The sequence below is a fragment of the Zooshikella ganghwensis DSM 15267 genome (assembly GCF_000428585.1).
GTDB classification, from domain to species: Bacteria; Pseudomonadota; Gammaproteobacteria; order Pseudomonadales; family Zooshikellaceae; genus Zooshikella; species Zooshikella ganghwensis.
The window spans coordinates 15,834-41,392 of sequence record NZ_AUAF01000001.1 but is presented as its reverse complement, the minus strand read 5'-3'; the positions used below and the strand labels follow the sequence as shown (position 1 = coordinate 41,392).

Genomic DNA, 25,559 nt, shown 5'->3' with positions numbered 1-25,559 from the left:
TATGTGTGGAATTGCTGGCTGGTTTTCTAAAATGACATATTCTCCAATAAGTGGTGAAGAGCGCTTGAAGAGAATGGCAAAGGCTATTTCCCACCGAGGGCCTGATGGAGAAGGATTTTATATACTTGATTGTGCTTATTTTACACATAGAAGATTATCTATCATTGATATTGATGGTGGAAATCAACCTATGCTCTCATTTAATAAAGAATATTTGATCACGTATAATGGGGAAATTTATAATTATAAAGACCTTAGAAGTATGTTGATTAATAAAGGGAAGCACTTTAAAACAGAGTCTGATACAGAAGTTATTTTGAATTTATATGACTTGGAAGGTTTAGAAGGCTTCAATCGGTTGAGAGGTATGTTTGCTTTTGCTTTATGGGATATTAAACAAAAGTTGGGCATGCTGGTTAGAGATCCATTTGGAATAAAACCTCTTTTTATTAAAATTGAGAGTGATAATACAGTGGTTTTTGCCTCAGAAGCAAAAGCTATTATTGCTAAAGAGAATAGTCGTGGTATTCTTTCCGAGTCTGTTCTTCACATGATTATGAACTTTAGATATATTCCTAGTAACCAAACTTTATTTAAAAATATTTATCAGCTTAAGCCAGGATTAATTCTAATATGGAAAAATAATAAGATAAATATTGTAAAATTATCTTTAGATGAAGAGGGTAAAGATGAATCATTTAATAGTATTTTTAGAAAAACAGTAATTCAACATGCTGTTTCGGATGTTGAGGTTGGATGTTATCTATCTGGAGGTATTGATTCAGCACTTATTACATCAGTGGTCAAAGAGGTCAAACCATATAAAATTAAAACTTTTACGCTTGGGGTTGGTGATGATCCAAAAGAAAGTGAAAATGCAAAGGAAACTGCCAAGATTCTAAAAGTAGATAATTTCTGTGAAGAAATTAATGAATGTTCACCAGAAGATTTTAAAAAGTTAATATGGCATTTAGAGTGCCCAAAAGTAAACTCGCTACAGTGTTATGAATTAGCAAGGCATGCATCAAAATATGTGAAAGTAACACTATCTGGTTTAGGTGCTGATGAAATATTTCTTGGGTATAACGCATTTAAATGGTTGCTATATATAGATAAATCAAGAGAGTTAGGTGGATGGTTTTTAAGGCATGCTGGAAAAGTGATAAACAGAATATTTTATAATCCAGCAAAGCTTTATTGGAGTAACTCTCATAGGATAGTAAATATTTTCAAAAATATTAATGATAATGCATTTGTTTATGGTGTGTTGCGAAATATTTGGGATAGTGAGGTTGGAAGAAAAACAATATATGGTGAGAGAATGCTTGATTCTAAACTTGATAATGCATTTATATGGTTGAAAGAAAACTGGTCTTGTAAAAGTGATATTATATTTGAGATGAAAGAGTTTGAGTGGAAAACAAAACTTGTAAATGATTTGTTATGGCAAGAAGATAGATGTAGCATGGCTTTTGGTCTTGAAGTGAGAGTGCCTTTTTTAGATCAAACACTGAAAAATAACTTTTGGTGGATGAGCAATAATATATTGTTGCCTAATAATCAACTAAAAGGTTTTCTTAAGAATACTATTTATAGCTATGAGCTACAAAAAATAATAAATAGAAAGAAAAGTGGTTTTCAGCTCGATCCTACATCTTTGCTTAAAGGACAGCTTTCTGAGCTAACAAAGTACTATTTAAGTAAATCGACTGTTAATAAATATAAGTTATTTAATTATGAGTTTATTGAAATGGTATTAAAATCAAATAATGCTAAGTGTTATAGATGGCACTATTTTATATTATATATGATTATAGGTACTCACATTTGGCTTGAATTATTTGAGGAAGGGTGAAGTGGTATTTACTGTTGAAGAAGTTGAAAATATTTATAATGCTTCTTATGACTATGCAAAAAGTCAAGACTTTAAGGGGTATAATAAGCATGATGGCTTAAATAGTCCATTTTTGAGGAGTACTCTTGGATGGTCGAAATGGTCAAGAATTTTTTGTATACAGGCTGTAATGAGATTCCCAATAAATATAAGACCTTTCTTGTTAATACCAAAGACCTATAATCCGAAAGGTATTTCTCTATTTATAAGGTCTCTCCTTTTTAGATATGAGAAAACGAATGAAAGCTATTTATTAAAAGAAGCTGAAGATTTACTATTACTGCTTGATAGAATAGCAGTGTGCAATCAAGAATGTCAGTCCTGGGGATATCAGTACCCTTGGCAAGACCTTGGGTTCTATGCAAAAAAAAATACACCAAATGCTGTTGTTACAGCATTCGTATGTAATGCTTTTCTACATGCTTATAAAGTCACACATAATTATGTATACTTAAAAACCGTTAGAAAATCAATTAGATTTTTTTTTAATGAATTGCAGGTACTTAAAAATACTAGAAAGGAATTATGTCTTAGTTATATGCCTTTGCCCATGACAATGAGAGTTATGGATGTCAGTATATTAATTGGTAGTGTTGTTGCTGAGTATGAAAAACTTAGCAATATAAGTTTTTATACTGAAGAGGCTGATAGATTAGTCAAATATGTTGTTAGCCAGCAAACAGAAAAAGGCTCTTGGTTTTATACCGATCCGAAAGAAATGTCACCTATAAGACATGATAATTATCATACTGGATTTATACTAGATGCACTATGGAGTTACATGAATGCTAGGGAGGACTATAGCTTCAAAGATGAGTATTATGCTGGTTTGTCATTTTACGCGGATAACTTATTTAATATAGATGGAGCTCCAAAGTGGATGAGTGATAAAGAGCTTCCTTATGATATTCATGGCTCTGCTCAAGGAGTTATTAGTTTTTCTAGGCACTACGATAGATATTTTAATTTAACAAATAAAATATTAAACTGGACTTTAAGTAATTTATACTCAGGAAGAGGTGTTTTTTATTATCAAAAAAATAGGTTCTATACTAAAAAAATAAATTTGCTTAGGTGGTGTAATGCCTGGATGTGTTTTGCTTTATCATGCTATTTGTATTATTACCCTCGCGTCGAGGAGAAATCATGTTAGGAAAAGATATTGCAAGAAATCCTAATGCTAGATTTATTGAGAAAGTGTATATAAATGTTTTTGGGGTGCCAATATCTGGATTAAGAATAAGGTTGCGAAGAGTGTTGCCTTATATATTCAAAGGTAAAAGTTTTAGTAGAATTTTAGATGCGGGTTGTGGTAGAGGAGTTTTTTGTTATGAGGTAGCAAAAAAGTTTCCTGAATCAATGGTTGTTGGGTGTGATATAGAAATAAAAAAACTGGTAGAGAATGCGATTATTATAGATAAATGTAATATTAAAAATGTATCTTTTGTATTAGCAGATATAACGAGACTTCCTTTTAATGGTTATTTTGATTTGGCTATTTCTGTTGATAATTTAGAGCACTTGCAAGATGATATGGCTGGGTTGTCAAGTATTTACTCTTCATTACGAAGTGAAGGCTTATTGATACTCCATGTTCCTGCATTAGAAAGGCAATGGTTTATTAAATTTAAAGAAAACTTTAATGTTCCTGGACATTATAGAGCTGGATATACACTAGATGATATTATTAAAAAGGTAAAGTTAGTTGGCTTTAACGTTAATGAGGCATATTATACATTTGGGTATTTAGAGACATTGGCAAATAATATATCATATTTAATTACCAAGGCGGAAGAAAAAAATAAAATACTTTATGCATTATTATTTCCTGTAATTAACGTTGTTTCTTGGTTTGGGCAGTGGAGTAAGCCAAAAAAAGGTGCTGGTGTTTTAGTGGTAGCAAAGAAAGGGAAGATGAATGAAGCAAGTGTTTAGACGTGTTATTGATAAAAAGGGAAAAATAGTTGTTGAGGATGTTCCAGTTCCTAAGTATGGTGATAACTCGGTATTAATTGAAACAAAATATACGTTAGTTAGCTCAGGAACTGAAAGTGCTACACTTAGTAAAACATTTCCTGAGTTAATTAAACAGATTGCTAATGATCCATGGATGAGGAATGCCGTCAAAAATTTAATACTTGGTTATAGTCCAAGTATAGTCAAAAATATTATTTACGATGAAGCTACGTTGATGCGAGCGATAGGTTATAGTGGCTCTGGAATCGTTAAAAAAGTTGGAAGTAATGTATTTCAATTTAAACCAGGTGATAGAGTTGCTTTTGCTGCAGAAGGTCATGCAGAAATTGTTGCTCCTACAGTAAATTATGTAGTAAAAGTACCAGATAATGTCCCATTAAAGGATGCATCTTATGTTACATTAGGAGGAATTGCTTTACAGGGCATTAGAAAAGCTGAAGTTCAAATAGGCGATAGAGTTATTGTTTATGGTTTGGGTTTAGTTGGACTTTTAACTGCTCAGTTAGCATCAATCTCTGGATGTGAGGTTATTGGTGTTGACATTGCACAAAAGCAAATAGATTTATTTAAAAAGACATGTCCTAACTCCTTTACAATAAATGCTAGTAATGTTGATCCAGTTAGTTCTGCTATTGAGCTTACTCAAGGTTATGGAGCGGATGTTGTTATAATTTGTGCCTCATCAAAGAAAAGTATTATACCAAATAATGCAATGAAAATGTGTAGGAAGCAAGGACGAGTTGTTTTTGTTGGAATTGTAAAAATGGATTTAGAAAGAATGCCATTTTTCTTAAACGAGTTAGATATACGTTTTTCGAGGGCATATGGACCTGGTTGTTTTGATCCTGACTATAATGCAGGTAGAACTGATTATCCATATGAATATATTAGATGGACTGAGCATAGAAATTTGCAGGAATTTATTAAAAAAATATCAGTTGGCAAAATAAATCTTAATGATTTTTTAATAGGTGAATACCCAGTTGATTCGGCACAGGATGCGTATAATGATTTATATAGCAATAAGTATAAAGGTTGTTCTGTTTTGATTAAGTATTCTCGTAATCTGAATCAAGTTGAAAAGAAAACTGTTAGGATTGGCGCTGTTATAAATAAAAGTAAAATTACTTTGGCATTTTTGGGTTGTGGTAACTTTGCGCGAAGTACACTGTTGCCATATTTTTATGAGAATAATAGTTTTGTAATAAAATCTGTTATTTCTAGCTCTGGTGTTAATGCTATTTCGTTATGCGATAAATATAATATACAGTTGAATAGTACAGATATAGATGATGCCTTAACAGATCCCGATATAGACGCAGTTGTAATATCTACACGGCATAATAGTCATGCTGATCTAGCATGTAAGTCATTAAAAGCAGGAAAACATGTTTTCTTAGAAAAACCTGCAGCTTTAACTTATCATGAATATGAAGAGTTATTAGCCAGTATTAATTCGTCAAATAAAATGCTAATGATCGGATATAATAGAAGATTCGCAAAAGTTTCTAAAATACTTAAAAGTATGCTTGACCCAAACCTCCCACTTTTTATTAATTACCAAGTTCATATACCAGTTATACCATCAGATCACTGGACACTGAATGAGTTTGAAGGTGGTGGGCGACTAATAGGAGAGGCTGAGCATTTTTTTGATTATATGAACTACTTGACTGATCAAAAAGCTTCAATGGTTAAAGCTCAATATTTAAGAAAAGAATCAGAGAATATTAAAAGTCAGTGTAATTTTTGTGTTACCGTTGGTTATGATAATAAAGCTATAGGCGTTTTGACGTACTTATCATTTGGACATAAAAAATTGCCTAGAGAGTTCATTACGGTACACCAAGGAGGTACTACATATTCAATAAATAACTTTAAGTCAATTAATGCTGTTGGTAGTTCAAACTATAGAAAAATTAAAATTGTGCCTGATATGGGACATAAAGAGGAAATAAATTATTTTTGTAAAATGATTAAAGATGGCGGGAATGTTAATTCCGAGGATGTCCTTTCGGCATCAAAAATATCCCTGGATGCATTTATGAGTTTAAATAAAAAAATATGAAAAAATTTTACTATACAAAAGAGAAAGAATTTTGGGAAACTAATCGTGATAGTTACTATTCTGTTTTGTCAAGAAAAGATGAAGTAGAGGTTATGGAATGGATAGGAAATTTTTCAAGAGGGGATGTATTAGATATTGGTGGAGGATCAGGAGCTGCAAGTAAAAAGTTACTAAATGTTTCGGGAATATGGATTGTTTGTTTAGATTTATCATACGCAATGTTGAAGCATTCTGGTCACACTAAAGTTCAAGCAGATGCTTTATTATTGCCTTTTAAAAATAACTCATTTGATTTAATTATTGCTGCTGCATTTATTCATCATTTACCAGGGCAAGAATGCAAGTTATTGAAAGAGTGTTATAGGGTGTTACGTTCTTCAGGAAGAATTATTGGGTATGATCCAAATGGAAGTTGTATTCAAAATAAAATTTTTATGTCAAATAATCTACTGCGATTAAATGTATTTAGTCCAGATGAAAGGCCATTAGATCCATTACTTTTAAGGGATTTATCTGGTGAGGTTGGGTTCTCAAACTTTAAAAAAAAATATATTTCATTTGAGTATCGACAAAAAACAATATTTCAAATTATACAGGTTTTATTGATAGGTCCATTTGCAAAATGGAAGTTAAAAAAGTATTTTCATAGATGGTTTTTGTGGTCAATGAGGAAAATATAGAACTATTTGTATGCTGTTATCATTAAATGCCAGCCTGCAATGGAAGAAAGTTTCTTGTATAGCCAGAGTGGGGTGTATTTGAAGAGTCTGCCGTATCCTTCACCATATACAAAGTCTTTTTTTATGTCAATTCTGTTAAACTTATAAAAAAGCCTCGAAGCTTCCTTTTTAGAAAATCTTCTCACTACAGGACAAAGTTCATTTTTATCTTCAAAGGGTGTAAGAGTGAGTCTATGTATAAGTTCATTTAATGAGTGTAGATTATATAACATTACTTTTGCTATTCCGCCTTGTTTAAGTACTCTGTAAACTTCAATGATAGCTTTTTCTGTGTCTTGTACATGGTGAAGTACCCCAAAAGAGTAAACGTAATCAAATGAATTATCGTCGAACTGGAGGCTTGTTGCATCACCAATAAAAAAATTTCCTTCAATATTTGATGCTTTAAAACGACTAGATGCTATTTCAATAGCGATATTAGTCAGGTCAATAGCAGTTAGTTTCATACCATGCTTGACTAGCTGATATGAGTCAAGACCTATGCCGCAACCAATTTCAAGAACAGTTTTTCCTGGCTTCATACTATGAATCCAAGGTAATAAGTGTCTATGAGATCGGTAACGCTGGCTTTCTAGCTCCTGAAAATATTGCTCTGATCCTCTTTCACTGTTTGTAACAAGACTCCCATAGATCTTCTCACTGTTGACATTATTGCTCCAAAATTCATATATCTTTGAGTATAACTCAGGAGTTACCTTGGGTGAAACTTCTTCTATTCGTTTCATAGTAGGACCAGTTATAAATTAATCATTATTAATTTATTTGCTAGTAATAATATAGAAAATTGTTTATGTGGATTTATGAAAGTTAAACTTGAGAAGATAGGAAAGAGGATGCTATTTGAAATGAGGCAGCTAGCCACCTCAAAACATAATATTTAGAATTTAATAACCCCCTGGATTACCTTCCTGCCAGCGCCAGGTATCCTCAACCATATCTTTTAACCCTAACTCAGCCTTCCAATGTAATTCTTTGGCTGATAAATCTGGATTGGCGTAGCAGGCAGCGATATCTCCAGGTCTTCTTGCAACGATATCATATGGGACAGGCTTACCGCTGGCTTTTTCAAATGCATTGACCATTTCAAGTACACTGTAGCCTGTTCCTACGCCTAAATTATAGGCTTTACATCCAGGATTTTCCTGAATTTTTTCGAGCGCTTTAACATGGCCTCTGGCTAAATCGACCACATGTATATAGTCTCTTACCCCTGTGCCATCTTTTGTATCATAGTCATTGCCAAATACATGAAGTTTTTCACGCTTACCAATAGCTACTTGCGAAATAAAAGGCATCAGGTTGTTGGGTATACCTTGTGGATCTTCCCCAATGAGTCCTGACTTATGGGCGCCAACAGGGTTAAAGTAGCGTAGTATTATTAAATTCCAATGACGCTCTGCTTGATAAAGGTCTCTTAGAATTTCTTCAATCATAAGTTTTGAGCGACCATAGGGGTTTGTCGCTGAAAGAGGAAAGTCTTCGGTGATAGGAAGGCTTGCAGGATCGCCATAGACCGTAGCAGAAGAGCTAAAAACGAAGTTATATACTTTATGTTGCTGCATTACCTGGATGAGGTTCAGCGTGCCAGTAATATTGTTTTCATAGTAGGTCAGTGGTATTTGAGTTGATTCGCCAACGGCTTTTAGACCAGCGAAGTGGATTACGGCATAGAAAGAATGCTCTTTGAAGATTCTTTCCATGCTTTCTTTATCACGTATATCCGCTTTGATGAAAGTAAGCTCTTTGTTACAAATTTTTTGAACACGATTAAGGGCTTCACTACTACTGTTGCATAAATTATCAACAACAACGACATCATAGTTTGCATTAAGTAGCTCTACACACGTATGGCTGCCGATATAGCCAGCGCCACCAGTAACAAGGATTTTTTTCATAGAATATTTTGTTTTTAAACCGTTGGTTAGTACTACCCATATTATGGGTAGCGCTGATTAAAAAGAGATGTGTAAAGTATATACCCTTAGTGAAGGGTTTTTTTAATACACCAGTCAAATTATGATGTCATAGTAGCTAAAAAAGTGACTGATTGGTGGTATGCAGACAGTTTGTTATTGAAAACGCATTGATAAATCAATGGCTTGGCAGCTTTTGGTTAAATCGCCAATGGATATATAGTCAACACCTGTTTCTGCAATACTTATAATGGTTTCTTTGCTTACATTTCCTGAGGCCTCAAGCTTCGCTTGTTTTTTATTGATGGAAACAGCCTGCTGTAAGTCACTAATTGAAAAGTTATCCAGCATGATGATGTCTGCTTTAGCAGAAAGGGCTTCATGCAGCTCATCTAAATTTTCCACTTCAACTTCAATGTTTTTCCCTAAGTTTAAAGCCTGAGCATTTTTAATAGCTGCGGAGATACTACCACAAGCTGCAATGTGATTTTCTTTTATAAGAAATGCATCGTACAAACCAATGCGGTGGTTAAAACAACCACCTTGGGCAACGGCGTATTTTTGTGCTAGCCGTAAGCCAGGAAGTGTTTTACGGGTATCAAGTAGTTTCACTTCTGTGTGAGCTACTAGTTTGGCGTAGTGGCTACAACGTGTAGCAGTGCCTGACAGCGTCTGTAAAAAGTTAAGAGCTGTACGTTCTGCAGTTAATATGCTGCGAGCAGGACCAGATACCGTGAGCAACAGCTGATTCGGTGTAACGTGTTCACCTTCGTTGACTTGCCAGTGGGTGTTTATTGTCGAGTCCACTTTATGGAATGTGGCATCGACCCAAGGCCGTCCGCAAATAACAGCATCTTCACGAGAAATTATAGTGGCTGTTGCATTTTCGTCAGCAGGAATAAGGTTTGCGGTAATATCACCATTGCCAATATCTTCGGCAAGGGCAAAAGTGGTGATTTGGTCAATACTGTCTTGCAATTGTTGATTGGAATACATAGCCAATTAAGGGTATTTAGTGATGAATAGAAAGTATGGGCAAGAGTATAGCGAGCGAAAAACAGGATGTCTTTATGAAGAGGTTTTTAATATTAATGTATTACCACGCTGAGTAAACTCTAGGTGCTTAAGTGCACTCATACCAAGAAGAACTTCATCATCATCCATGTGGGGATTGATATTAGCGGGGACATCATAAAGCTCGATATCACCAATAGTGAGCTGTCGGATGGTTGAATAGTAAACAGTTACTGTTCCATTCGCCGTTTGAACATAACCTTGTCCTTGCTTAATCATGCCAAGCTGTTCTGCTACAGCTTCAGGGACTGAAACGTAAGTAGCACCAGTGACGACCAGAAAGGCGACATCTTTTTGGTTTATTTGCCCTGTCAGCACGTAATGACCATAACGATTTCGTTTTAAATGAACTTGTACTTCGCCATTCACTGTTTGGGTGACTTCAAGCTGTTGGTTAGGATTGTTTTGTGATGACTCAAACTTTGCAAAGATCTACGTCAATATTAGTAAAGCAATTGCCCAACCGGCAATCATCATGCCTTTGCCGAGTTTACTGTGAGGGTTGGTTTGCATCAAAAGCTCTCGTAGACTGTCGAAAACGCAAATTCTATAGTATTACAAATAGCTTAAAGTATGAAATATGTTGGATGTTTACACCACAGTAGCTCCCTTGTTGTATTTTTATCCTTTGTTTGACGCAGATAGATGAGTAGGTAGGATAGCTTGTAAGGTATATAAACTTGAAATAGCGTAAGTCTTTTTTATAGCTTATTGCTGTAAATAAGAGATAGTGAAGTGTTTGCCTGCTTTTGGAGGGTTTATTTAGGAGACACAAACTTTTTACTTACAGTGACCAGAATGAACTCTTATCGTGCTGCTTTGGCCTTTTATCTACCAGTGTTATAGCAAATCAAAATAAACATGTCATTTTGATGGTTTAGATTAAATAAGTAAAGACATGAAAATGACACAAAACCTACAAAAATGTGACTGATTCACCAATATTTTCTTTTTGTGATCTTTTTGCGACAATATTAACGCTATAATTGACTAGGCAGTTTACTTTTTTCTCCTATTAGTCCGGGAAATGATTCTATCAGGAGGGTTAGAGCCTGCTTTGTTAGGTACGTGATACTTCAGGGAATGTGGCGCTAATAACTTATACTTGCTTATGTAGTGAAACAAATCAGTAAGTAACGCATCACTTCAAAGTAGTGCTTGGTTTAGTACGGAGATGCAGAATATGAACCATGAGTCTAAAGTTGTACCGATAAGTAAGATTTCTAATCAGGGTGGTTCAACTGCATTGAATGCAAGACTTTCACCGCTTCTAAATCAGCTTTCTGAAAGCTTTAACAATCACTTACGTAGTGCACTAGGCAACTTGTTTGAAAATGTTGATGATGTGTTGTTTGAGCGGGCTGATCGTGCTGGCAGTAACGCAGAGCAAAACGCATTTTTTGAGGCTATGCGTGAGGTTCGTTTAAAGCGTACTTCTATTATTTCAACCTTTCATGAAGAGTATAAGCGTAACTTCACTCAACTTGTTAAAGCTAAGGACCAGTCTGCGACCCTCGCTTATGATAGCTTTAGTGCTGATGCACTTTCTTTGGTACAAAATGATGATTTAGAAGAAGCTGTTGCTATTGAAACAATGGTTTCTAAAGTGCTAAATCATGATGTCAGCATGAATTTGATGCACTTGTCTCTCCGTATTGACAGTCTAGTTCCTCAGCAAACTATAAATGACAAAAATAATCCACTTGGTCCGCACTCTCTCTGTACTGCTTTTGTTCACGCCTGTAAATCCATTGATGCTGAAATCAAAATTAAGCTTGTCATATTCAAGCTGTTTGAAAAATATGTGCTTGGTGAGCTGGATAAGTATTACAGTGATGCTAATAACCTATTGAAAACAGCAGGTGTAATGCCTCACCTGACATCAGCTCAGGCAGCGCGAAGACCCGGTCAGCGACCAACATTGTCGTCATCCAGAAAGACGCAAACCTCAGCAAGTGACCAGGCTGGAGGTGACACAGGCTTTTCAGCTGCTGGCGGGGACGGGGCTACTGAGTATCACCTGGCTCAAGAGTTTTTTAATGAATTGCGTGGGTTATTGGGTCATTTTCGCCCACAGGTTCAACCAGCAATAGCATCTGATCAACCTGTGATCGATCATGGGCAACTCATGTCGGCACTTTCTCAGTTACAGCATCAGCCAATTTTTCAAGTAGGACGTCTGGCTGATATGCAGAACACGGATTTAGCTGTACAGGTGCGAGGTGTCGTTCAGCAACAAGTGCATAAATCCCTTGGTGAGGTTGATGAGGATGTAATCAACCTGGTATCAATGGTTTTTGAGTATATTCTTGATGATCGAAACTTGCCTGAAAACTTTAAGGCGCTCATTGGCCGCTTACAAATTCCAATACTGAAAGTTGCTATCATTGACAAGGCGGTATTCTGCAAAGCCGCTCACCCTGCCCGCAAACTGTTGAATGAGATGGCTGCTGCGGCACTCGGTTGTGATGAGCATGATGATCAAGCTCAGCAAGCACTTTACAAAAAAACGGATGAAATTGTTCAACGGATACTTAATGATTTCACTGATAATGTTGAGCTTTTCAAAGAGCTATTAGATGACTTTACCCATTTCCTTGAAAAAGAGCGTCATCGCGCAGGTATTCTTGAGCAGCGCACAAAAGATGCTGAAGAAGGTAAAGCAAGATCTGAGGTGGCTAGAGATACTGTTGATAAAACGATACAGGAGCGTTTAGTTAAAGGACAAGTACCTGAAGTTGTCACAAACTTGCTGACAGATGCATGGAGTAATGTCATGTTTCTGGCTTACCTTAAAGAGGGAGAGGAGTCAGAGGCCTGGCAGGATGCAGTAAAAACGATGGACCAGTTATTATGGAGTATTACACCGCATCAGCGTGTAGAAGAGAGAAAAGAATTATTGAGACTTGTCCCTCCTTTAATGAAAAAGGTCAAGGAAGGTTTGACCAGTATTGCGTATGATCCTTTCAATATGAAAGAGCTTTTTGTGCAAATCAGAAATTTGCAGATCAAAAGCCTGAGGACTCCTCGACCAACGCAAGAAACTGAAGTAAGCCCAGTAGCCAATGACCAACCACAAATTAAACAACAAGTGGTGTCAGAAGTTCCTCCACAGTTACCTGTTGCGCCTGAGTCCACAGGGCAAAAAGCTGAACAAGCTCAAGATAATAATGAAAAGGGGCAAGCAATGACGTCAGCAGAAAGTGGGCAGCCGCTTGAGCAAATGCAAACAGCCAATATGGCCACTATGAGGGTTAATACAGAAGGTAATAAGTTACAAGATAACCAAAAGCCCTTGGTCAGTGATGCCAGTTTAGCGAAGCTAGAAAGATTGAAAGTGGGTAGTTGGGTAGAGTTTGGTCAATCAACTGAAAATCGTTATCGAGCTAAGCTAGCGGCCTATATTAAGCCTAATGGTAAGTATATTTTTGTTAACCGTACGGGTGTTAAAGTAGCTGAAAAAACCCATTTAGATTTAGCGCTAGATATTGAAAATGGCAATATTACGCTGCTAGATGACGACCTTCTTTTTGATCGAGCGCTTCAGTCAGTTATTGGTAACCTGCGTAAAATGAAAGTCTAAAATCATTCACGTAGGGTATATTTGAGAGAATCTTATTTTTGCTTATGATAGCCTAACACATGATGTCTAATCATGTGTGGTGGCTTTGTTGTGTTTGAAACAATTGAAAATGGGCTCATTGAGGGGGCAATGTTTTGTCCAAGCCCAAACTGTAACAGTCGTCCTGCCTCAGTAACTATTGACTTACTTGTTATACATAATATTTCGTTGCCACCAGGCCAGTACTGCAATGACTTTATACGTCAGTTCTTCACTAATCAGCTTAATCCCAGTGATCATCCTTATTTTTTAGAAATCTCTAGCCTGAAAGTATCGGCTCACTTATTGATTGGTCGGAAAGGTAATGTAGTTCAGTTTGTTCGTTTTGATCAAAGAGCATGGCACGCAGGGGAGTCTGCATTCTTAGATCAACAAAACTGTAATGATTTTTCGATAGGTATTGAACTTGAGGGTACTGATCACCAGCCTTATGAAAGTGTTCAATATCAGCGATTAGCTAAAATAACACAAACATTAATAAAGTATTATCCTGGTATTACAATGGAGCGGATTGTGGGGCACAGTGATATTGCTCCAGAACGAAAAACGGACCCAGGACCTGCGTTTGACTGGAAATATTATAAGCGGCTGCTGACAAAAAACGGACAATAAAACCAGCGAGGCGACAATGCTTTTTTTGGAAATATTTATTGCCTTTGGGTGCTGTCAATTAAAGCGATGGCGAGAATCAATTCATCATGACAGCTGGTACTTTCAGTGGTTAAGTTTTTTGATGCGCTTGTTTAAGGTAAAGCTGGTACCTGATGTACGACTTTGGTGTCTTGCCTGGAGCATTCCATTACTAGGATTAGCGGCTTTAACCTGGCTGCTTGAAGGTTTTTTATGGAATGCGCCTTTAGTTTTATTAAATGTTCTAGTTTTACTTTATAGTTTTGGTCGGCATGGGTTTGTAAAACGTCTTGATCGCGTGTTAGCGATTATGCGCACAGCAAACCCCGAAACACTTTTTATTCGAACGGAACAAATATTCCCAGAGTTTGCTCAACAGCAAGTCACAGGTATAGAAAATCAATACATTCTTTTAAGGCGTCAATTGTTTTATGATGCCCTACAGCAATTAATTACAGTCGTATTTTGGTTTGTATTATTAGGACCATGGGCTGCATTGCTATATAGACTGAATGCGCTTTATATTGACTATATGGAAAAGCATAGTCCTGCATTGGTTCGTGCTTCAATAGCCTGGGACTGTCTTTATTTACTAGAGTGGTTGCCAGCCAGGCTGTTAGCGGCTTCATTTACCCTTTCAGGTAACTTTGCAGGTGCTTACCATGAGTTAAGACATATTTGGGCAAACTGGACAGAAAAGCCAGGAGAGTTTGTTGCCCGCTGTGGACTCCAAGCACTATCACTGCCACTGAACTTGGAAGAGTTTGTAAAGCTAAATCATTGGCGAGAGCAACAACAGCTTGCAGTTGAAGAGCTTATGGCTATCCGAGATCTGCTGATGAGGACACTTGTAGTATGGGCTGCAGGCTTGGCAATTTTGGTGATAGGTTGGCATTTTAGCCTAGGGTCTGTTAACACTATTTGAATCACCACTGCCGTAGACTATTTATTCGCTTAGCAAGGCACAAGGAATGCCGTGTAGTCATTCTACATAAATGACTTGTAACACTGCTAGGTGGAAAAATAATCACGGCCCGAAGGGTGATGACGGTAAAAGCACTACTCGTTGTTGCTCATTGTTTATTTAGAACAACTAAACTTCACTCTTCGCGCCTAGATTAGTGCTTTTACCGTCATAACAGTGATATTCAAATAGTGTTAACAGGCCCTAGCATCATGAGAGATTTATACTCCTTGTGAATTATGCTGCAATAGATGCTGCTAAGGGCAAACTAATGGTGAACCGTGTGCCTTCTGTAGGGGTTGATCTGACTTGCATCTTGCCTTTGTGATTATTGGTAATGATAAAATAAGAAACCGATAACCCCAAACCTGTTCCTGATCCTACTTCTTTTGTTGTAAAAAAAGGTTCAAAAATTCGGGTTCTGACATCAGCTGTCATACCAACACCATTATCCTCGACAATAATAAGTGCTTGCTGCTCTTTGCGCTCGGTTTTTATATTTATTAACCCTTCCGTTAGAGGGCTTGAACGCTGGTGTATAGCATAGGCAGCATTTTTGATGAGATTTAATAAAACCTGTTCAATTTCATTGCTAATACAAGGTACTTTATCCAGCTGAGGGTCAAAATAGGTTCTGATTTTTATAGTATTAAGTTCAATGCTTTGTTTGATGGCTAAGTCACTATGGGCAATTTCAAGTGTGCGTGTAATAAGTGTATTTAGTTGAGTGGGTTGTAGGACACGGTTGCTTCTTCGGCTGAACTGCAACATGTTATTGACTATTTTAGATGCTCTCTGTCCAGCATCTTGTATATTGTTTAAAAAGCGAGATATACCCCTTTCTTCTAAATACTGGTTCAATGACTGAATATCAATATGCAGTCTTGCGGCCAGCTCTTGGTTCTTGATTAAACTGGGTGATAAGCGTCGTTGAATATTTTGCGCATTATGAACTATCCCTCCTAATGGGTTGTTAATTTCGTGAGCCATTCCAGCAGCTAAGCCACCAACGGATATCATTTTTTCATTTTGTACTATGGCTTCTTCAATAAAAAGACGTTGGGTAATGTCGTCTAACCGAATAACAGCGCCTTTTTTAGATGAGTTATTGGCTGAGGCTGAGTAGGTGAGGGGATAAACAACAATATCGAAATAATGCACTTCCTGGCTGGGATGTTTGATAGCAACTTTTTCTATTGTTTGGGCTTGATTAAGTGCTAAAGCCTTACTAATGGTATCCTGATGTTTTTTTAAGCAGGTAATCACTTCGTAGACAGACTTACCACAGGCGTCATTTTCAGTTATACCAAAGAGTGTGCTGGCTTGTTTGTTCCATTGTTGAATATGCTGGGATTGCTCAATAGCGATGAGTGCGGAGGGCATAGAGTCAATGATATCGCTTAAGTATTTTTTTAAATCCGTTAGCTTTTGTTCTATATGAGTGCGTACCTGAACTTCTAAAGCCAGCTTTTTATTCGTTCTTTGAGTTTCCAGGGCAAGAGCTTGTGCTTGTTGGCTGGCTTTTTCTGCTTGATCTTTGGCATTGATCAGTTGTTGATCCCGTGCCTGTACTTTATTAAGCATTTTATTAAATGACGTTGCCAAGATACCAATTTCATCATTGTTAAACTTGGTCGCACGCACGTTGTAGTTGTCATAGTCTGAAATGGTGTGTGCTTGCTCAATCAGGTGGAGGATGGGATGGATAATGATATGCTTCACTCGACGTATAGCTAAGATACAGATCAAGCCAGCCGTAGCAATAATAGCTAAAATTGCAATATGGATAGCAAGGACTAATACGTTGGATAAAGAAGGTTTGGCGGCAAGCACCAACGTGACGACTTGTTTTTTTTGAGGTAGGTAAACCGCTAACTGACTTTGTTCAGTGCTGAGTTCTGGCTGGCTCTCTGTATTCTGATAAGAAAGTAGCGATGTTTTATTTGCATCAAGAATGTTAAGTGACTGCAGTGAGGTAAGAGAGCTAAGGTTGGCAAGAAAGGGCTTACTTGTCTCGGGGGATTCTAATAGATAGGTAATTAATACAGGGTTACCAAATAATGCTTCAATTTGGTGTAAGGGCTGGGTGATATTGTACTCTTTAGAAATTAAATAGGTTGTGATGGTTAATGCACCACAGGCAATAAGTACCAATGACACTGTCACTGAAATTAACAGCGTGAGCAGCTTGCCGCTGATAGAGTCATTTGCTAAGTACCGGCGAAAACTAGCCATGGTTATAGAAAATACCTAGAAAAATAGACTGATTATTCTCACAGAAAAGGCACAGTTAACTGTATATACCCTTCACGAATCATTTTTTGGGTTTGTTGTCAGCACTCTTGACTACCAAGGATGGTGGGAATGCAGTTTATGCAGGAGCATTTAACTGCCACCCTAGTCACTTATTAATATAACCGCCCAGCAGCGCTGTTATATCAATTAAAGTGGCTACCGCAAGTTTCACAGAAGTAAACTTGCCCAGGGGCTTCATCGCTTGACGGCCGCCCCTAAAAACCCTTCGTTTTGGGTATAGAATAGCAGTTCAGTGATGCAATACCTTTTGCGAAGGACTCTTTTAGAGCTGACTATAGTTATTAACTAGTTGAGTTCAAGCTTTAAAATATACCTTTTTCAGCCAACTGCGCCATTAATGTGGTGTGTGTAGGTAATGATAACCCAAGCCGCTTTGCTTCTGATAGGATAAAACCATTGATGTACATCAGCTCTGTTGAGCGCTGGTGGCTAACATCCATATAGGTTGAAGAGTAATTCTCAGCAGTTTGCTCTAGAACATGACAAACATGTTGAAACAGGGGTTTTGTGTAGGCAATTCGCTTGTAATCTAAAAACTGTGCCGTCTCTTGGCAAAGCGTTTTAACCCACTTTAAGTGTTTAGGATGAGTAAGTAACTCACCATTCTTACATTCAAATAAAACAGTTAGACCGTTGACACATGCATTGACTGCCAGCTTTCGCCATAGAAGAGGAAGAATATCATCAATAAATATTACTTGCTGACCCTGCGTTATTAGTTGTTGTTGAAAAATAGCTGAATATCGAGGGTTAGTCTCAGTGCTTATATACCAAGGTCCAATACAGGTTTGACCTAATCCAGCATGAACCACATGCAGGAAATCCGTCGTATAGGCGCCTTGTGTTGTAGATCCACACCAGAGTGTATACTCTGGGAATTGTTTTTTAACGGCTTGCTGGCTGCCCATACCATTTTGTAACAGTAGTATATGGGCATGGGAATGGAGTGTGTGCTGAATAGTTTCTAAGGCTGCTACTGTATCCTGTGCTTTTGTGGTGACGATAAGTTTGAGAATAGGCGAAGTGTAATTTTGTATATTGGCAAGTTTACATTTACGTGTGTTGGGGGAGGCAAAAGGCGTTTGCTGATAAGCGAGCTGAGTTGTAATTAAGGATTTAGTGGAGCCGCTTGTGTAGTGACGATAGCGTTCAGGTTTAACCAGGATAATACTGTTTGGGGATAAATCATAAGCCCACAAACACCCCATTGCACCACCACCTAAAATAAACCAAGGCGCTGCCTGGAAGTGCTCAGCACAGTGGGCAGTATTCATTTTGATCATTGCGTATCCGTTAGGACTTGTTGGCAATTAGCTCAGGTTTCCAGTGGGTAACCGTGATCATACCTGTTTCAAATGACTTTGCTAATTGACTGCGGGCAATAACTAAAATTTGTTCATGAGTGGGTAATTTTTGTTTATTATCGGCTATACAAATACTGATGCCTACTTTAATCGATAAGTAGCCTACAGACGTCTTGAATGCTTTTAGGTTTAACCCAGCATGAAGTCGTCTAAAGCCTTTCACATTGAATGCTTCAAGATCATCATGTGTGGTGATGACCGCAAACTGCTCTTCTCCAGTACGCGATAAAATGTCCATTGGCCGGATAAGCTGATGTAATCGTCGTGCCATACCACGAATAATTTCTTGATAAATGGCAAGGCCATATTTACTTTGAATCTCTTTGCCATTTTGTAACGCAACCACGAGTAAGCAACAGGCTGCTTCACGAGATTCTACATGGCGTAACGCATCGCTTAATCGTTGCAGGCAATAACGTAAATTACCAAGACCTGTTAGCGGGTCAACCAAGTTGCGCTTTTCAAGCACATTCATATTATCAGTAAGTAGTCTGTTTTCTTCTAATAAACGGTTTTGCATAGAAGAAATACGATCAGCGGCGTAAATTCTTGGGAGTAGTTGGTCATTCATTACAGACTTGTTGATAAAGTCATCAACGCCGCGGTCAAATGCCTCTTTTAATGCGTTGACACCTTCTTTTGCAGTAAGCAGCATGACATACGTAAAGTGATGTGAGTTACTGTCAAGTATGCGCACTTGATCTGTAAGCTCAAGTCCGTCCATTTCAGGCATCAACCAGTCAGCAATCAAAATATTAGCAGCACGCTTTTCAAGTTGATTGAGGGCTTCGTTAGCACTACTGGCAAAACGAATATCTTTAAAACCAGCAGCTGTTAAAGCGCGTCCTATCATAATGCTACTGAACTTTGCATCATCAACCACAAGGATAGGGGTATTCAGGTTCGCCATAATATACTTCTTATGTACCGCTTTATTGTTGTTTACTTTAGAAAATGCTTGAGTATTCGTTTTACAATAGCTTAAGAAGCAGCATAAACTGCTGAAATTCGACAGAAAAGCTGATTATTAAGATATAATAACAGGCCGTGATATCTGTCAAATTATTGTATTGGCTCTAAGTTTAGCTAATTTACCATTAGTTGGTGGAGCTATTTTTGCTTTTATTTTGTAAGTGCTGTGTAAAAGTCAAGTTACTGTTATATATGCGTTATTTATAGGCTTGCATCCACTTATGGAATAGCACATGTTATTAGAACGATAGTTGCTGAATGGCCAAGTGTGTAAACCTTTCTTATTTTTTAGTGAATGGAGAAATAGTTAATGCCTTCGTTTGATATTGTATCTGAGGTAGATTTGCATGAACTTAATAATGCAGTAGATCAGGCTAATCGAGAGCTGGATAAACGGTATGACTTCAGAGGCGTAGAAGCATCCTTTAAATTGCAGGATGAAACAGTATCTCTGACTGCAGATGCGGACTTTCAATTACAGCAGATGATTGATTTACTGCAAACCAGAATGGTTAAACGTGGCATCGATATAAAATGTCTTGAGGTGAAAGACCATTATGGTTCAGGCAAGCAGGTGAAGCAGGATATCACGGTAAAGCAAGGCCTTGATAAAGATATTAGTAAGAAAATTGTTAAGTTAGTTAAAGATGCAAAGCTGAAAGTTCAAGCATCTATTCAAGGTGATAAAGTAAGAGTGACAGGGAAAAAACGGGATGACCTGCAAGAAGCTATTAGCCTTTTGAAAGAAGCTGAATTGGATCTACCACTACAGTACAATAACTTTAGGGACTAAGCGCTCAGTTTGTGGCTTAGTATAAGGGACACACCTTAGTTGTCCCTTCGTGTTAACAGGCCCTAGGTTGACTGTGAAATATTAGCTGGCTTGGCGGTTAATGAGTCTTCATCTTTTGGTGGTATTGGGTACTTTGGGATTGAGCGCGTGGCTCCATTCCACGGTGCAATATAAAAGAGAAGTAGCATGCCTGGAATAGCCAACAGGGTGCAGAACATAAAAAAGTGAGTCCAACCCAGCCACTCCGCAAAAAAACCACTAAATGTGTTGAGGGTGGTACGCGGCAAAGCGGCTAATGCCGTAAATAGAGCAAATTGAGTTGCAGCATGTGCTTTGCTGGTTGTTTTGGCAATAAAGGCAACAGATGCAGCAGTACCCAGCCCAACTCCCAGATATTCAAAGCTGATAATGAGAGCAAGTAGCCATAAGCTTTTTTCTGCTTCGGCTAGCCAGGCAAAGCCCAAAATAGAGACAATTTGTACAAGACCAAAAAGCCAAAGTGATCGATTGATGCCAATACGGATCATAATTAATCCGCCCAGCAAACCACCAATAATCATTGGCCAAAGGCCAGCATGCTTAGCGATCAGCCCGATTTCCGTCAGGCTGTAGCCTTTGTCTAAGTAAAAGGCTGTGGATAATGCCGTCGCTAAGTTATCGCCAAGTTTATAAAGCACCATAAAACTTAAAACAGCTAAAGCATAGCGAAGTCCATGGCGGGTAAAAAACTCATGGAATGGCTCAATAACGGCAGATTGAAATGTAGGGCGAGGTGGTAGTTGGTGCTTGGGTTCAGCAATGCTCAGGGTGAGGCCAATACCAATAAGCAGAAATAATGCAATGACTAAAAAGACGGTTGACCAGGGCATAGTATCCGCAAGGATCAATGCTAAAGAGCCAGGAATTAAACCTGAGAGGCGGTAGGTATTGATATGTAATGAGTTACCCAGGCCAAGCTCTTCGTCAGGTAGTATTTCCCGTCTATAGGCATCAATCACGATATCTTGACTGGCACTAAAGAAGGCAGTCGCTGTGGAAATAATCGCGACCCACATTAAGTCTGTTGGATCAATAAATGCGTAACCACAAACACACAACAATAACGCCAGTTGGGAAATTAACATCCAGCCTCGACGTAAACCCAGCCAGGGTAGCTTGATGGCATCCATGATCGGTGACCAGACAAATTTCCAGGCATAAGGAATTTGTACCAGTGTTAACAAGCCGATTTCTTTAAGGCCAATACCTTCAGTGCGAAGCCATGCAGGCAGCATGGAAATTAATATATATAGGGGCAGGCCAGACACTAAACCCGTAAACAGGCATATCAGCATGCGACGGTTAAGAATCGCTTGGAAAAAAGGCGTCATTTTCATTGATTAACCAAAACAACTTATGTATTGTATTAATAATAATTTTAATATTATTAATACCCTTGAAAATTCTTATTAACACAATTTAAAAATTATACAGCATTTGCTAAGCGCACCCCTCAGTTTGCCATTGATAGCTAGCAAGTGAAACCTTATCTGAAATAAAGTTAATGCCTTCCGCTAATAATAATTGTTTCTGTTTGTTATATTGTGGACTGTTTTGGGGAAATGAAATTCTCCCTTTGCTATTAATAACCCGGTGCCAAGGCAGTCCGGAATGAGGGGGAAGTTGACTAAGTACACTACCCACCATGCGGGAATGATTTTTTAGCCCAGCCATTCGGGCGACTTGGCCGTAGGTAGCCACTTTGCCCGTAGGAATCATACTGACCACCTGCCATATGCGCTCGTGTTTAGATACTTCCATACATTGCTCTAATCGACATTTATACACATTCACCTTGAACATCATAGATGATTCTTAACTCAGACTCTATGACCGACAAGGGTGACATCCAAAAGTGTCGCTGTAGTAATCAGTAGTAATCCTTAATATCAGTGTAATAGTGTTAGTAAACGAATGCAGTTTTTAATTAAAAGCACTCTGGTGTCGTGTTTGCTGAGTATGTCTTGCTTTGTCTTTGCAGACAGTCTTGAGCTCAGTAATGGCGACCAAATTTCAGGTACAATAAAGTATCTTGATCAAGAAGTTTTAGTGATTAAAACCCCTTATGCAACTATTCAGTTGAATTGGTCCAAAGTAAAAAAAATTGAAACTAAAAAGCCTGTAACACTCCTTACGCACAGTGGTGAAACTATTCATGGCAAGTTGCTGGCAGATGGAAAAAACCACAAATTACAGCAAGGAAATGGGCAGGTTATTGAGTTTGCTGAGCTGCGGGGGATTGATCAAATGTACCCCCAAGAAAAAAAATCCAAACCCTTTAAATTTTCAGGAAAGGCGTTGGCTTTTGCTGAGTTAAAGGAAGGGAACACGGAATCAAAAGAACTGAAGCTGGATCTTAATTTAAACCTGGTTCACGGTATGAACCGGCACCGTCTAGAGCTTGAATCAGAGCGTGCAGAGAAAAATGAGCGTTTAACAGAAGACAAGTTAGAAGCGAACTACAATTACGACCGTTTTCTGGATGAGCACTGGTTTGCTAATACCTATTTGTCGTATGAAGAAGACGGTTTGAAAAACCTTAATGAACGTACAACATTAGGCTTTGGTTTAGGTTACCAGTTTTTCAATACGCCACTGCATCGTTTTTCAGTTGAAGGTGGCTTGGCACGTGTGTGGTCTCGCTATCGTGATGCTGGTGATAGCCATGTAGATGTATTTCGTTGGGCAACAGACTACGAAAAAGCCACGGTATTTCTTGATAAGCTGTCTTTTTTCCACAAGCATGAGTTACTTATTCCTCGCACAGAAGGGAATAAGCTACTGTTTGAGAGTGAAACAGGCTTAGAGTACAAGTTGCCCTATAATATATCTGCTGTCGTGCAATATGAATTAGACTACGATAACGAACCTGATGAAGGAAAACACAAGCGGGATTCAGCTGTTTCTGTTGGCTTAGGTTATTCCTGGTAATACCTCCTACCGACACCTGACTTTATTAGAGGTACAGCATGTCGGCAGGAGTAGTTTTCTTTCCTAATGTCTTATTTGATGGCTAACTAATCAATAGCATAAGCGCCATGAAGGTTATAGCCGCATGGCTCCGTCCACTTCAATAACGCGTCCAGAGAAATAATCGTTGGTGAAAATAAATTCAGCTGCTTGCGCTATTTGATCAGGAGTACCCATTCGTTGTAAGGGGATTGCTTTGGTCATACGCTCCAAAGCTTCTGGTTTCATGCTCGCAGTCATATCCGTGGCGATAAAGCCTGGAGCTATTGCGCCACAACGGATGTTGTATCGAGCAAGCTCTTTGGCCCAGGTGGTGGTTAGTGCGATAACGCCTGCTTTGGTGGCAGCATAGTTGGTTTGGCCGATATTACCTGAGCGGGCAATACTGGAAATGTTGATCATGACGCCGGCTGTTTGATGCTCAATCATGTGAGCAGCAACTTCTCGCCCACATAAAAATACACCTGTTAGATTGACATCAATCACCGACTGCCACTGCTCTAAGCTGAGCTTTTTGACAATTTCACCGTTTTTAACCTTTACCAACATGCCATCACGCAGAATCCCTGCATTATTGATAAGGCCGTCAATCGTGCCATGTTGGTGTGCAATGGTATTTACAGTTTCTATAACTTCTGTCTCGTTGGCGACATTAGCCGTGTGCATTGTCACCTTAACGCCCCTGCTTTCACATTCATCTGCAGTTTGAGACAGCAAATCTGCATTTAAATCAACTAAAGCTAAGTTCGCACCTTGTGACGCTAAGTGTAATGCCATAGCTTTTCCTAAGCCTTGGGCGCCACCAGTGATCATAATGGAGCGGTTTTTTAGTTCCATCGTATTTACTCCCTTAATTTGTTTATTCTTATGGGGTTATCCTTCGTTATAGATAAATTTACTCCGTAAACAGGCTGTCATACTACGCATGTTTTATGATGCCATCTACCTTTGTTGACAAGTGAAGAGAGAAGAGTACCGTGAAACCTCTTAATCTTCCTTGCATCGTTGCCCTAGCCCAAAGCTGCTCAGCAAGCAATCACAACAATAGTGGGTCAAAATAGTGGGCCAACATTGCGATAATTTAAGCTTTACCCCTTGAATTTGGGCAAAGCGTCGTCATTTAACAAAACAGCACCCTATGCATTATGCCAATGCCATGGTTAATTGCTGCACACGTTAACAGTTAGTAAGTGAGAGGGGTCATGCGCGTTTTATTGCTTTTATTCATTGTGGTACCGGTTGTTGAAATGCTGGTACTCATTAAAGTGGGCTCCTGGATAGGGGCATTTCCAACTGTTGGATTAGTGTTATTAACCGCGGTTATTGGCCTTAATCTTTTACGTCAACAAGGTTTTAGCACACTGATGCGTGCTCGCTCTAAGCTACAAACGGGTGAGTTACCTGCTCAGGAAATGCTTGAAGGCATTGTGCTGGCTGTCGGAGGTGCCTTGTTATTAACGCCTGGCTTTGTGACTGATGCATTTGGTTTTTGCTGTCTGTTGCCAGTTACCCGACGGGCAATGATTGCTGCAGTGCTCCGGTCGGGTAAATTTATGGCTTATACCTCCACCTCACAGAGCTATTACCAGCAAACAGGGGAGCGTCCTTTAAATGGGGATGTGATTGATGGTGAATTCCATCGAGAAGGTTCAAATGAGGAAAAAAAATAAATTTTTTGGTGGGACCCATTGAAATTATTTTTTGTGATCCCCATTAATGGACACACGAATTTTAGAACTCAAGTAAAGCTTATGAATTAAGCACTTTCCAAAAGGCTTTAAGCTTGCTTTGAGTGAGTAACAGGCGCCCTGGCAAAGGGATGGTGAATAGCTACTCCAATAGCTGTTCACGCTTGGACAACCTTGTTGAGCGTAACTCAGCGAATAGGTAAAAACTGGAGAGATATTAATGAAAATCCGTCCGTTACACGAAAGAGTTGTTGTTCGTCGTCAAGAAGAAGAAAAGACAACTGCTGGCGGTATCGTGCTGCCTGGTAGTGCAGCTGAAAAGCCAAACCAAGGTGAGATTGTCGCTGTTGGTTCCGGCCGAGTACTGGATAACGGCGAAGTACGTCCTTTGAGCGTAAAAGTAGGCGATAAAGTAGTTTTTGGAAAATACGCTGATAGCAACACCATTAAAGTAGATGGCGAAGAACTCATCATCATGAGTGAAAGCGACATCTATGGTGTATTGGAAGGCTAAGCACAGTACTACACCATTCGC

General features: G+C 38.4%; 22 protein-coding genes. 12 read left to right on the top strand and 10 right to left on the bottom strand.

All coding sequences use genetic code 11. The features are described 5' to 3' along the window. Position 1 precedes the first annotated feature (1 nt). From asnB to F607_RS32410, 5 genes are read left to right on the top strand one after another with little or no spacing between them, the layout of a single operon-like run. Positions 2-1,855 carry an asparagine synthase (glutamine-hydrolyzing) gene (gene asnB, locus F607_RS0100175; RefSeq protein WP_027706408.1) on the top strand — a complete coding sequence of 618 codons (1,854 nt, stop codon included), beginning with the start codon at positions 2-4 and terminating at the stop codon, positions 1,853-1,855. A 1-nt stretch (position 1,856) separates the two neighbouring features. Beyond that, on the top strand, positions 1,857-3,047 hold the full coding sequence (locus tag F607_RS0100170; RefSeq protein WP_027706407.1) for a hypothetical protein: 1,191 nt from the start codon (positions 1,857-1,859) through the stop codon (positions 3,045-3,047). Beyond that, positions 3,041-3,829 (top strand): class I SAM-dependent methyltransferase, encoded by a 789-nt coding sequence (locus F607_RS0100165; protein WP_027706406.1) that lies wholly within the window; start codon positions 3,041-3,043, stop codon positions 3,827-3,829. Before F607_RS0100170 ends, F607_RS0100165 begins: the two co-directional genes overlap by 7 nt. After that, positions 3,813-5,939, top strand: coding sequence for a bi-domain-containing oxidoreductase (locus tag F607_RS0100160; protein ID WP_027706405.1), 2,127 nt, complete (start codon positions 3,813-3,815; stop codon positions 5,937-5,939). The genes F607_RS0100165 and F607_RS0100160 overlap by 17 nt, the downstream gene beginning before the upstream one ends. Continuing rightward, the gene (locus tag F607_RS32410; RefSeq protein ID WP_027706404.1) at positions 5,936-6,619 is read left to right on the top strand and encodes a class I SAM-dependent methyltransferase; all 684 of its coding nucleotides are present in this window, start codon (positions 5,936-5,938) and stop codon (positions 6,617-6,619) included. The genes F607_RS0100160 and F607_RS32410 overlap by 4 nt, the downstream gene beginning before the upstream one ends. 2 nt (positions 6,620-6,621) lie before the next feature. Here the strand turns inward: F607_RS32410 and F607_RS32405 are convergent, their stop codons facing one another. The 4 genes from F607_RS32405 to F607_RS27500 all read right to left on the bottom strand — a co-directional run bounded on the left by F607_RS32405 (position 6,622) and on the right by F607_RS27500 (position 10,035). Continuing rightward, entirely contained in the window at positions 6,622-7,404 is a 783-nt protein-coding gene (locus tag F607_RS32405) for a class I SAM-dependent methyltransferase (RefSeq protein ID WP_051310593.1), read from the bottom strand. Between the two features lie 159 nt (positions 7,405-7,563). After that, positions 7,564-8,574 (bottom strand): UDP-glucose 4-epimerase GalE, encoded by a 1,011-nt coding sequence (galE, locus tag F607_RS0100145; RefSeq protein ID WP_027706403.1) that lies wholly within the window; start codon positions 8,572-8,574, stop codon positions 7,564-7,566. A 174-nt stretch (positions 8,575-8,748) separates the two neighbouring features. After that, entirely contained in the window at positions 8,749-9,588 is an 840-nt protein-coding gene (gene nadC / locus F607_RS0100140; protein ID WP_027706402.1) for a carboxylating nicotinate-nucleotide diphosphorylase, read from the bottom strand. Between the two features lie 72 nt (positions 9,589-9,660). After that, positions 9,661-10,035 carry a retropepsin-like aspartic protease family protein gene (locus F607_RS27500; RefSeq protein ID WP_211233576.1) on the bottom strand — a complete coding sequence of 125 codons (375 nt, stop codon included), beginning with the start codon at positions 10,033-10,035 and terminating at the stop codon, positions 9,661-9,663. A gap of 814 nt (positions 10,036-10,849) precedes the next feature. Between F607_RS27500 and F607_RS0100130 the strand changes: the two genes are divergently transcribed. From F607_RS0100130 to ampE, 3 genes are all read left to right on the top strand, one after another. Continuing rightward, positions 10,850-13,249: a DUF1631 domain-containing protein gene (locus F607_RS0100130; RefSeq protein ID WP_027706401.1), complete on the top strand. Its 2,400-nt coding sequence runs from the start codon at positions 10,850-10,852 to the stop codon at positions 13,247-13,249. Between the two features lie 90 nt (positions 13,250-13,339). Beyond that, the gene (gene ampD, locus F607_RS0100125; RefSeq protein WP_268967623.1) at positions 13,340-13,900 is read left to right on the top strand and encodes a 1,6-anhydro-N-acetylmuramyl-L-alanine amidase AmpD; all 561 of its coding nucleotides are present in this window, start codon (positions 13,340-13,342) and stop codon (positions 13,898-13,900) included. Positions 13,901-13,916: 16 nt separating this feature from the next. Beyond that, the gene (gene ampE, locus F607_RS32400) at positions 13,917-14,843 is read left to right on the top strand and encodes a regulatory signaling modulator protein AmpE (protein WP_027706399.1); all 927 of its coding nucleotides are present in this window, start codon (positions 13,917-13,919) and stop codon (positions 14,841-14,843) included. 276 nt (positions 14,844-15,119) lie between these two features. Here the strand turns inward: ampE and F607_RS0100115 are convergent, their stop codons facing one another. The 3 genes from F607_RS0100115 to F607_RS27485 all read right to left on the bottom strand — a co-directional run bounded on the left by F607_RS0100115 (position 15,120) and on the right by F607_RS27485 (position 19,472). Next, entirely contained in the window at positions 15,120-17,117 is a 1,998-nt protein-coding gene (locus F607_RS0100115) for a HAMP domain-containing sensor histidine kinase (protein ID WP_027706398.1), read from the bottom strand. A gap of 383 nt (positions 17,118-17,500) precedes the next feature. Further along, positions 17,501-18,481: a 2-dehydropantoate 2-reductase gene (locus F607_RS27490; protein ID WP_051310591.1), complete on the bottom strand. Its 981-nt coding sequence runs from the start codon at positions 18,479-18,481 to the stop codon at positions 17,501-17,503. 10 nt (positions 18,482-18,491) lie between these two features. Next, positions 18,492-19,472 carry a GGDEF domain-containing response regulator gene (locus F607_RS27485; RefSeq protein ID WP_051310588.1) on the bottom strand — a complete coding sequence of 327 codons (981 nt, stop codon included), beginning with the start codon at positions 19,470-19,472 and terminating at the stop codon, positions 18,492-18,494. 372 nt (positions 19,473-19,844) lie between these two features. Between F607_RS27485 and F607_RS0100095 the strand changes: the two genes are divergently transcribed. Next, positions 19,845-20,327: a YajQ family cyclic di-GMP-binding protein gene (locus tag F607_RS0100095; RefSeq protein WP_027706397.1), complete on the top strand. Its 483-nt coding sequence runs from the start codon at positions 19,845-19,847 to the stop codon at positions 20,325-20,327. 62 nt (positions 20,328-20,389) lie between these two features. Here F607_RS0100095 and F607_RS27480 read toward each other — a convergent pair whose 3' ends face one another. Both F607_RS27480 and F607_RS0100085 read right to left on the bottom strand, forming a co-directional pair. Continuing rightward, on the bottom strand, positions 20,390-21,703 hold the full coding sequence (locus tag F607_RS27480) for an AmpG family muropeptide MFS transporter (protein ID WP_157365337.1): 1,314 nt from the start codon (positions 21,701-21,703) through the stop codon (positions 20,390-20,392). A gap of 103 nt (positions 21,704-21,806) precedes the next feature. Beyond that, entirely contained in the window at positions 21,807-22,127 is a 321-nt protein-coding gene (locus F607_RS0100085; protein ID WP_027706396.1) for an MGMT family protein, read from the bottom strand. A gap of 153 nt (positions 22,128-22,280) precedes the next feature. Here F607_RS0100085 and F607_RS0100080 point away from each other — a divergent pair, with 153 nt between their 5' ends. After that, positions 22,281-23,297, top strand: a complete 1,017-nt coding sequence (locus tag F607_RS0100080) for a DUF481 domain-containing protein (RefSeq protein WP_038289356.1) — start codon at positions 22,281-22,283, stop codon at positions 23,295-23,297. A gap of 114 nt (positions 23,298-23,411) precedes the next feature. On the opposite strand, the gene F607_RS0100075 is transcribed toward F607_RS0100080, so the two are convergent. Next, positions 23,412-24,173 carry an SDR family oxidoreductase gene (locus F607_RS0100075; protein ID WP_027706394.1) on the bottom strand — a complete coding sequence of 254 codons (762 nt, stop codon included), beginning with the start codon at positions 24,171-24,173 and terminating at the stop codon, positions 23,412-23,414. Positions 24,174-24,538: 365 nt separating this feature from the next. On the opposite strand from F607_RS0100075, the gene F607_RS0100070 reads away from it, so the two are divergent. Together F607_RS0100070 and F607_RS0100065 are read left to right on the top strand one after the other, a co-directional pair. Next, a complete protein-coding gene (locus F607_RS0100070; protein ID WP_027706393.1) occupies positions 24,539-25,006 on the top strand; it encodes an FxsA family protein in 468 nt (155 codons plus the stop codon). A 238-nt stretch (positions 25,007-25,244) separates the two neighbouring features. Then, on the top strand, positions 25,245-25,538 hold the full coding sequence (locus F607_RS0100065; RefSeq protein ID WP_027706392.1) for a co-chaperone GroES: 294 nt from the start codon (positions 25,245-25,247) through the stop codon (positions 25,536-25,538). Positions 25,539-25,559 lie beyond the last annotated feature (21 nt).

Bases quoted from the DNA above. Each gene is read 5' to 3' on its own strand.
- asnB (WP_027706408.1), top strand. From the start codon at position 2: ATGTGTGGAATTGCTGGCTGGTTTTCTAAAATGACATATTCTCCAATA.
- F607_RS0100165 (WP_027706406.1), top strand. From the start codon at position 3,041: ATGTTAGGAAAAGATATTGCAAGAAATCCTAATGCTAGATTTATTGAG.
- F607_RS0100160 (WP_027706405.1), top strand. From the start codon at position 3,813: ATGAAGCAAGTGTTTAGACGTGTTATTGATAAAAAGGGAAAAATAGTT.
- F607_RS32410 (WP_027706404.1), top strand. From the start codon at position 5,936: ATGAAAAAATTTTACTATACAAAAGAGAAAGAATTTTGGGAAACTAAT.
- F607_RS32405 (WP_051310593.1), bottom strand. From the start codon at position 7,404: ATGAAACGAATAGAAGAAGTTTCACCCAAGGTAACTCCTGAGTTATAC.
- galE (WP_027706403.1), bottom strand. From the start codon at position 8,574: ATGAAAAAAATCCTTGTTACTGGTGGCGCTGGCTATATCGGCAGCCAT.
- nadC (WP_027706402.1), bottom strand. From the start codon at position 9,588: ATGTATTCCAATCAACAATTGCAAGACAGTATTGACCAAATCACCACT.
- F607_RS0100130 (WP_027706401.1), top strand. From the start codon at position 10,850: ATGAACCATGAGTCTAAAGTTGTACCGATAAGTAAGATTTCTAATCAG.
- ampE (WP_027706399.1), top strand. From the start codon at position 13,917: ATGCTTTTTTTGGAAATATTTATTGCCTTTGGGTGCTGTCAATTAAAG.
- F607_RS0100115 (WP_027706398.1), bottom strand. From the start codon at position 17,117: ATGGCTAGTTTTCGCCGGTACTTAGCAAATGACTCTATCAGCGGCAAG.
- F607_RS27490 (WP_051310591.1), bottom strand. From the start codon at position 18,481: ATGATCAAAATGAATACTGCCCACTGTGCTGAGCACTTCCAGGCAGCG.
- F607_RS27485 (WP_051310588.1), bottom strand. From the start codon at position 19,472: ATGGCGAACCTGAATACCCCTATCCTTGTGGTTGATGATGCAAAGTTC.
- F607_RS0100095 (WP_027706397.1), top strand. From the start codon at position 19,845: ATGCCTTCGTTTGATATTGTATCTGAGGTAGATTTGCATGAACTTAAT.
- F607_RS27480 (WP_157365337.1), bottom strand. From the start codon at position 21,703: ATGAAAATGACGCCTTTTTTCCAAGCGATTCTTAACCGTCGCATGCTG.
- F607_RS0100085 (WP_027706396.1), bottom strand. From the start codon at position 22,127: ATGGAAGTATCTAAACACGAGCGCATATGGCAGGTGGTCAGTATGATT.
- F607_RS0100080 (WP_038289356.1), top strand. From the start codon at position 22,281: ATGCAGTTTTTAATTAAAAGCACTCTGGTGTCGTGTTTGCTGAGTATG.
- F607_RS0100075 (WP_027706394.1), bottom strand. From the start codon at position 24,173: ATGGAACTAAAAAACCGCTCCATTATGATCACTGGTGGCGCCCAAGGC.
- F607_RS0100070 (WP_027706393.1), top strand. From the start codon at position 24,539: ATGCGCGTTTTATTGCTTTTATTCATTGTGGTACCGGTTGTTGAAATG.
- F607_RS0100065 (WP_027706392.1), top strand. From the start codon at position 25,245: ATGAAAATCCGTCCGTTACACGAAAGAGTTGTTGTTCGTCGTCAAGAA.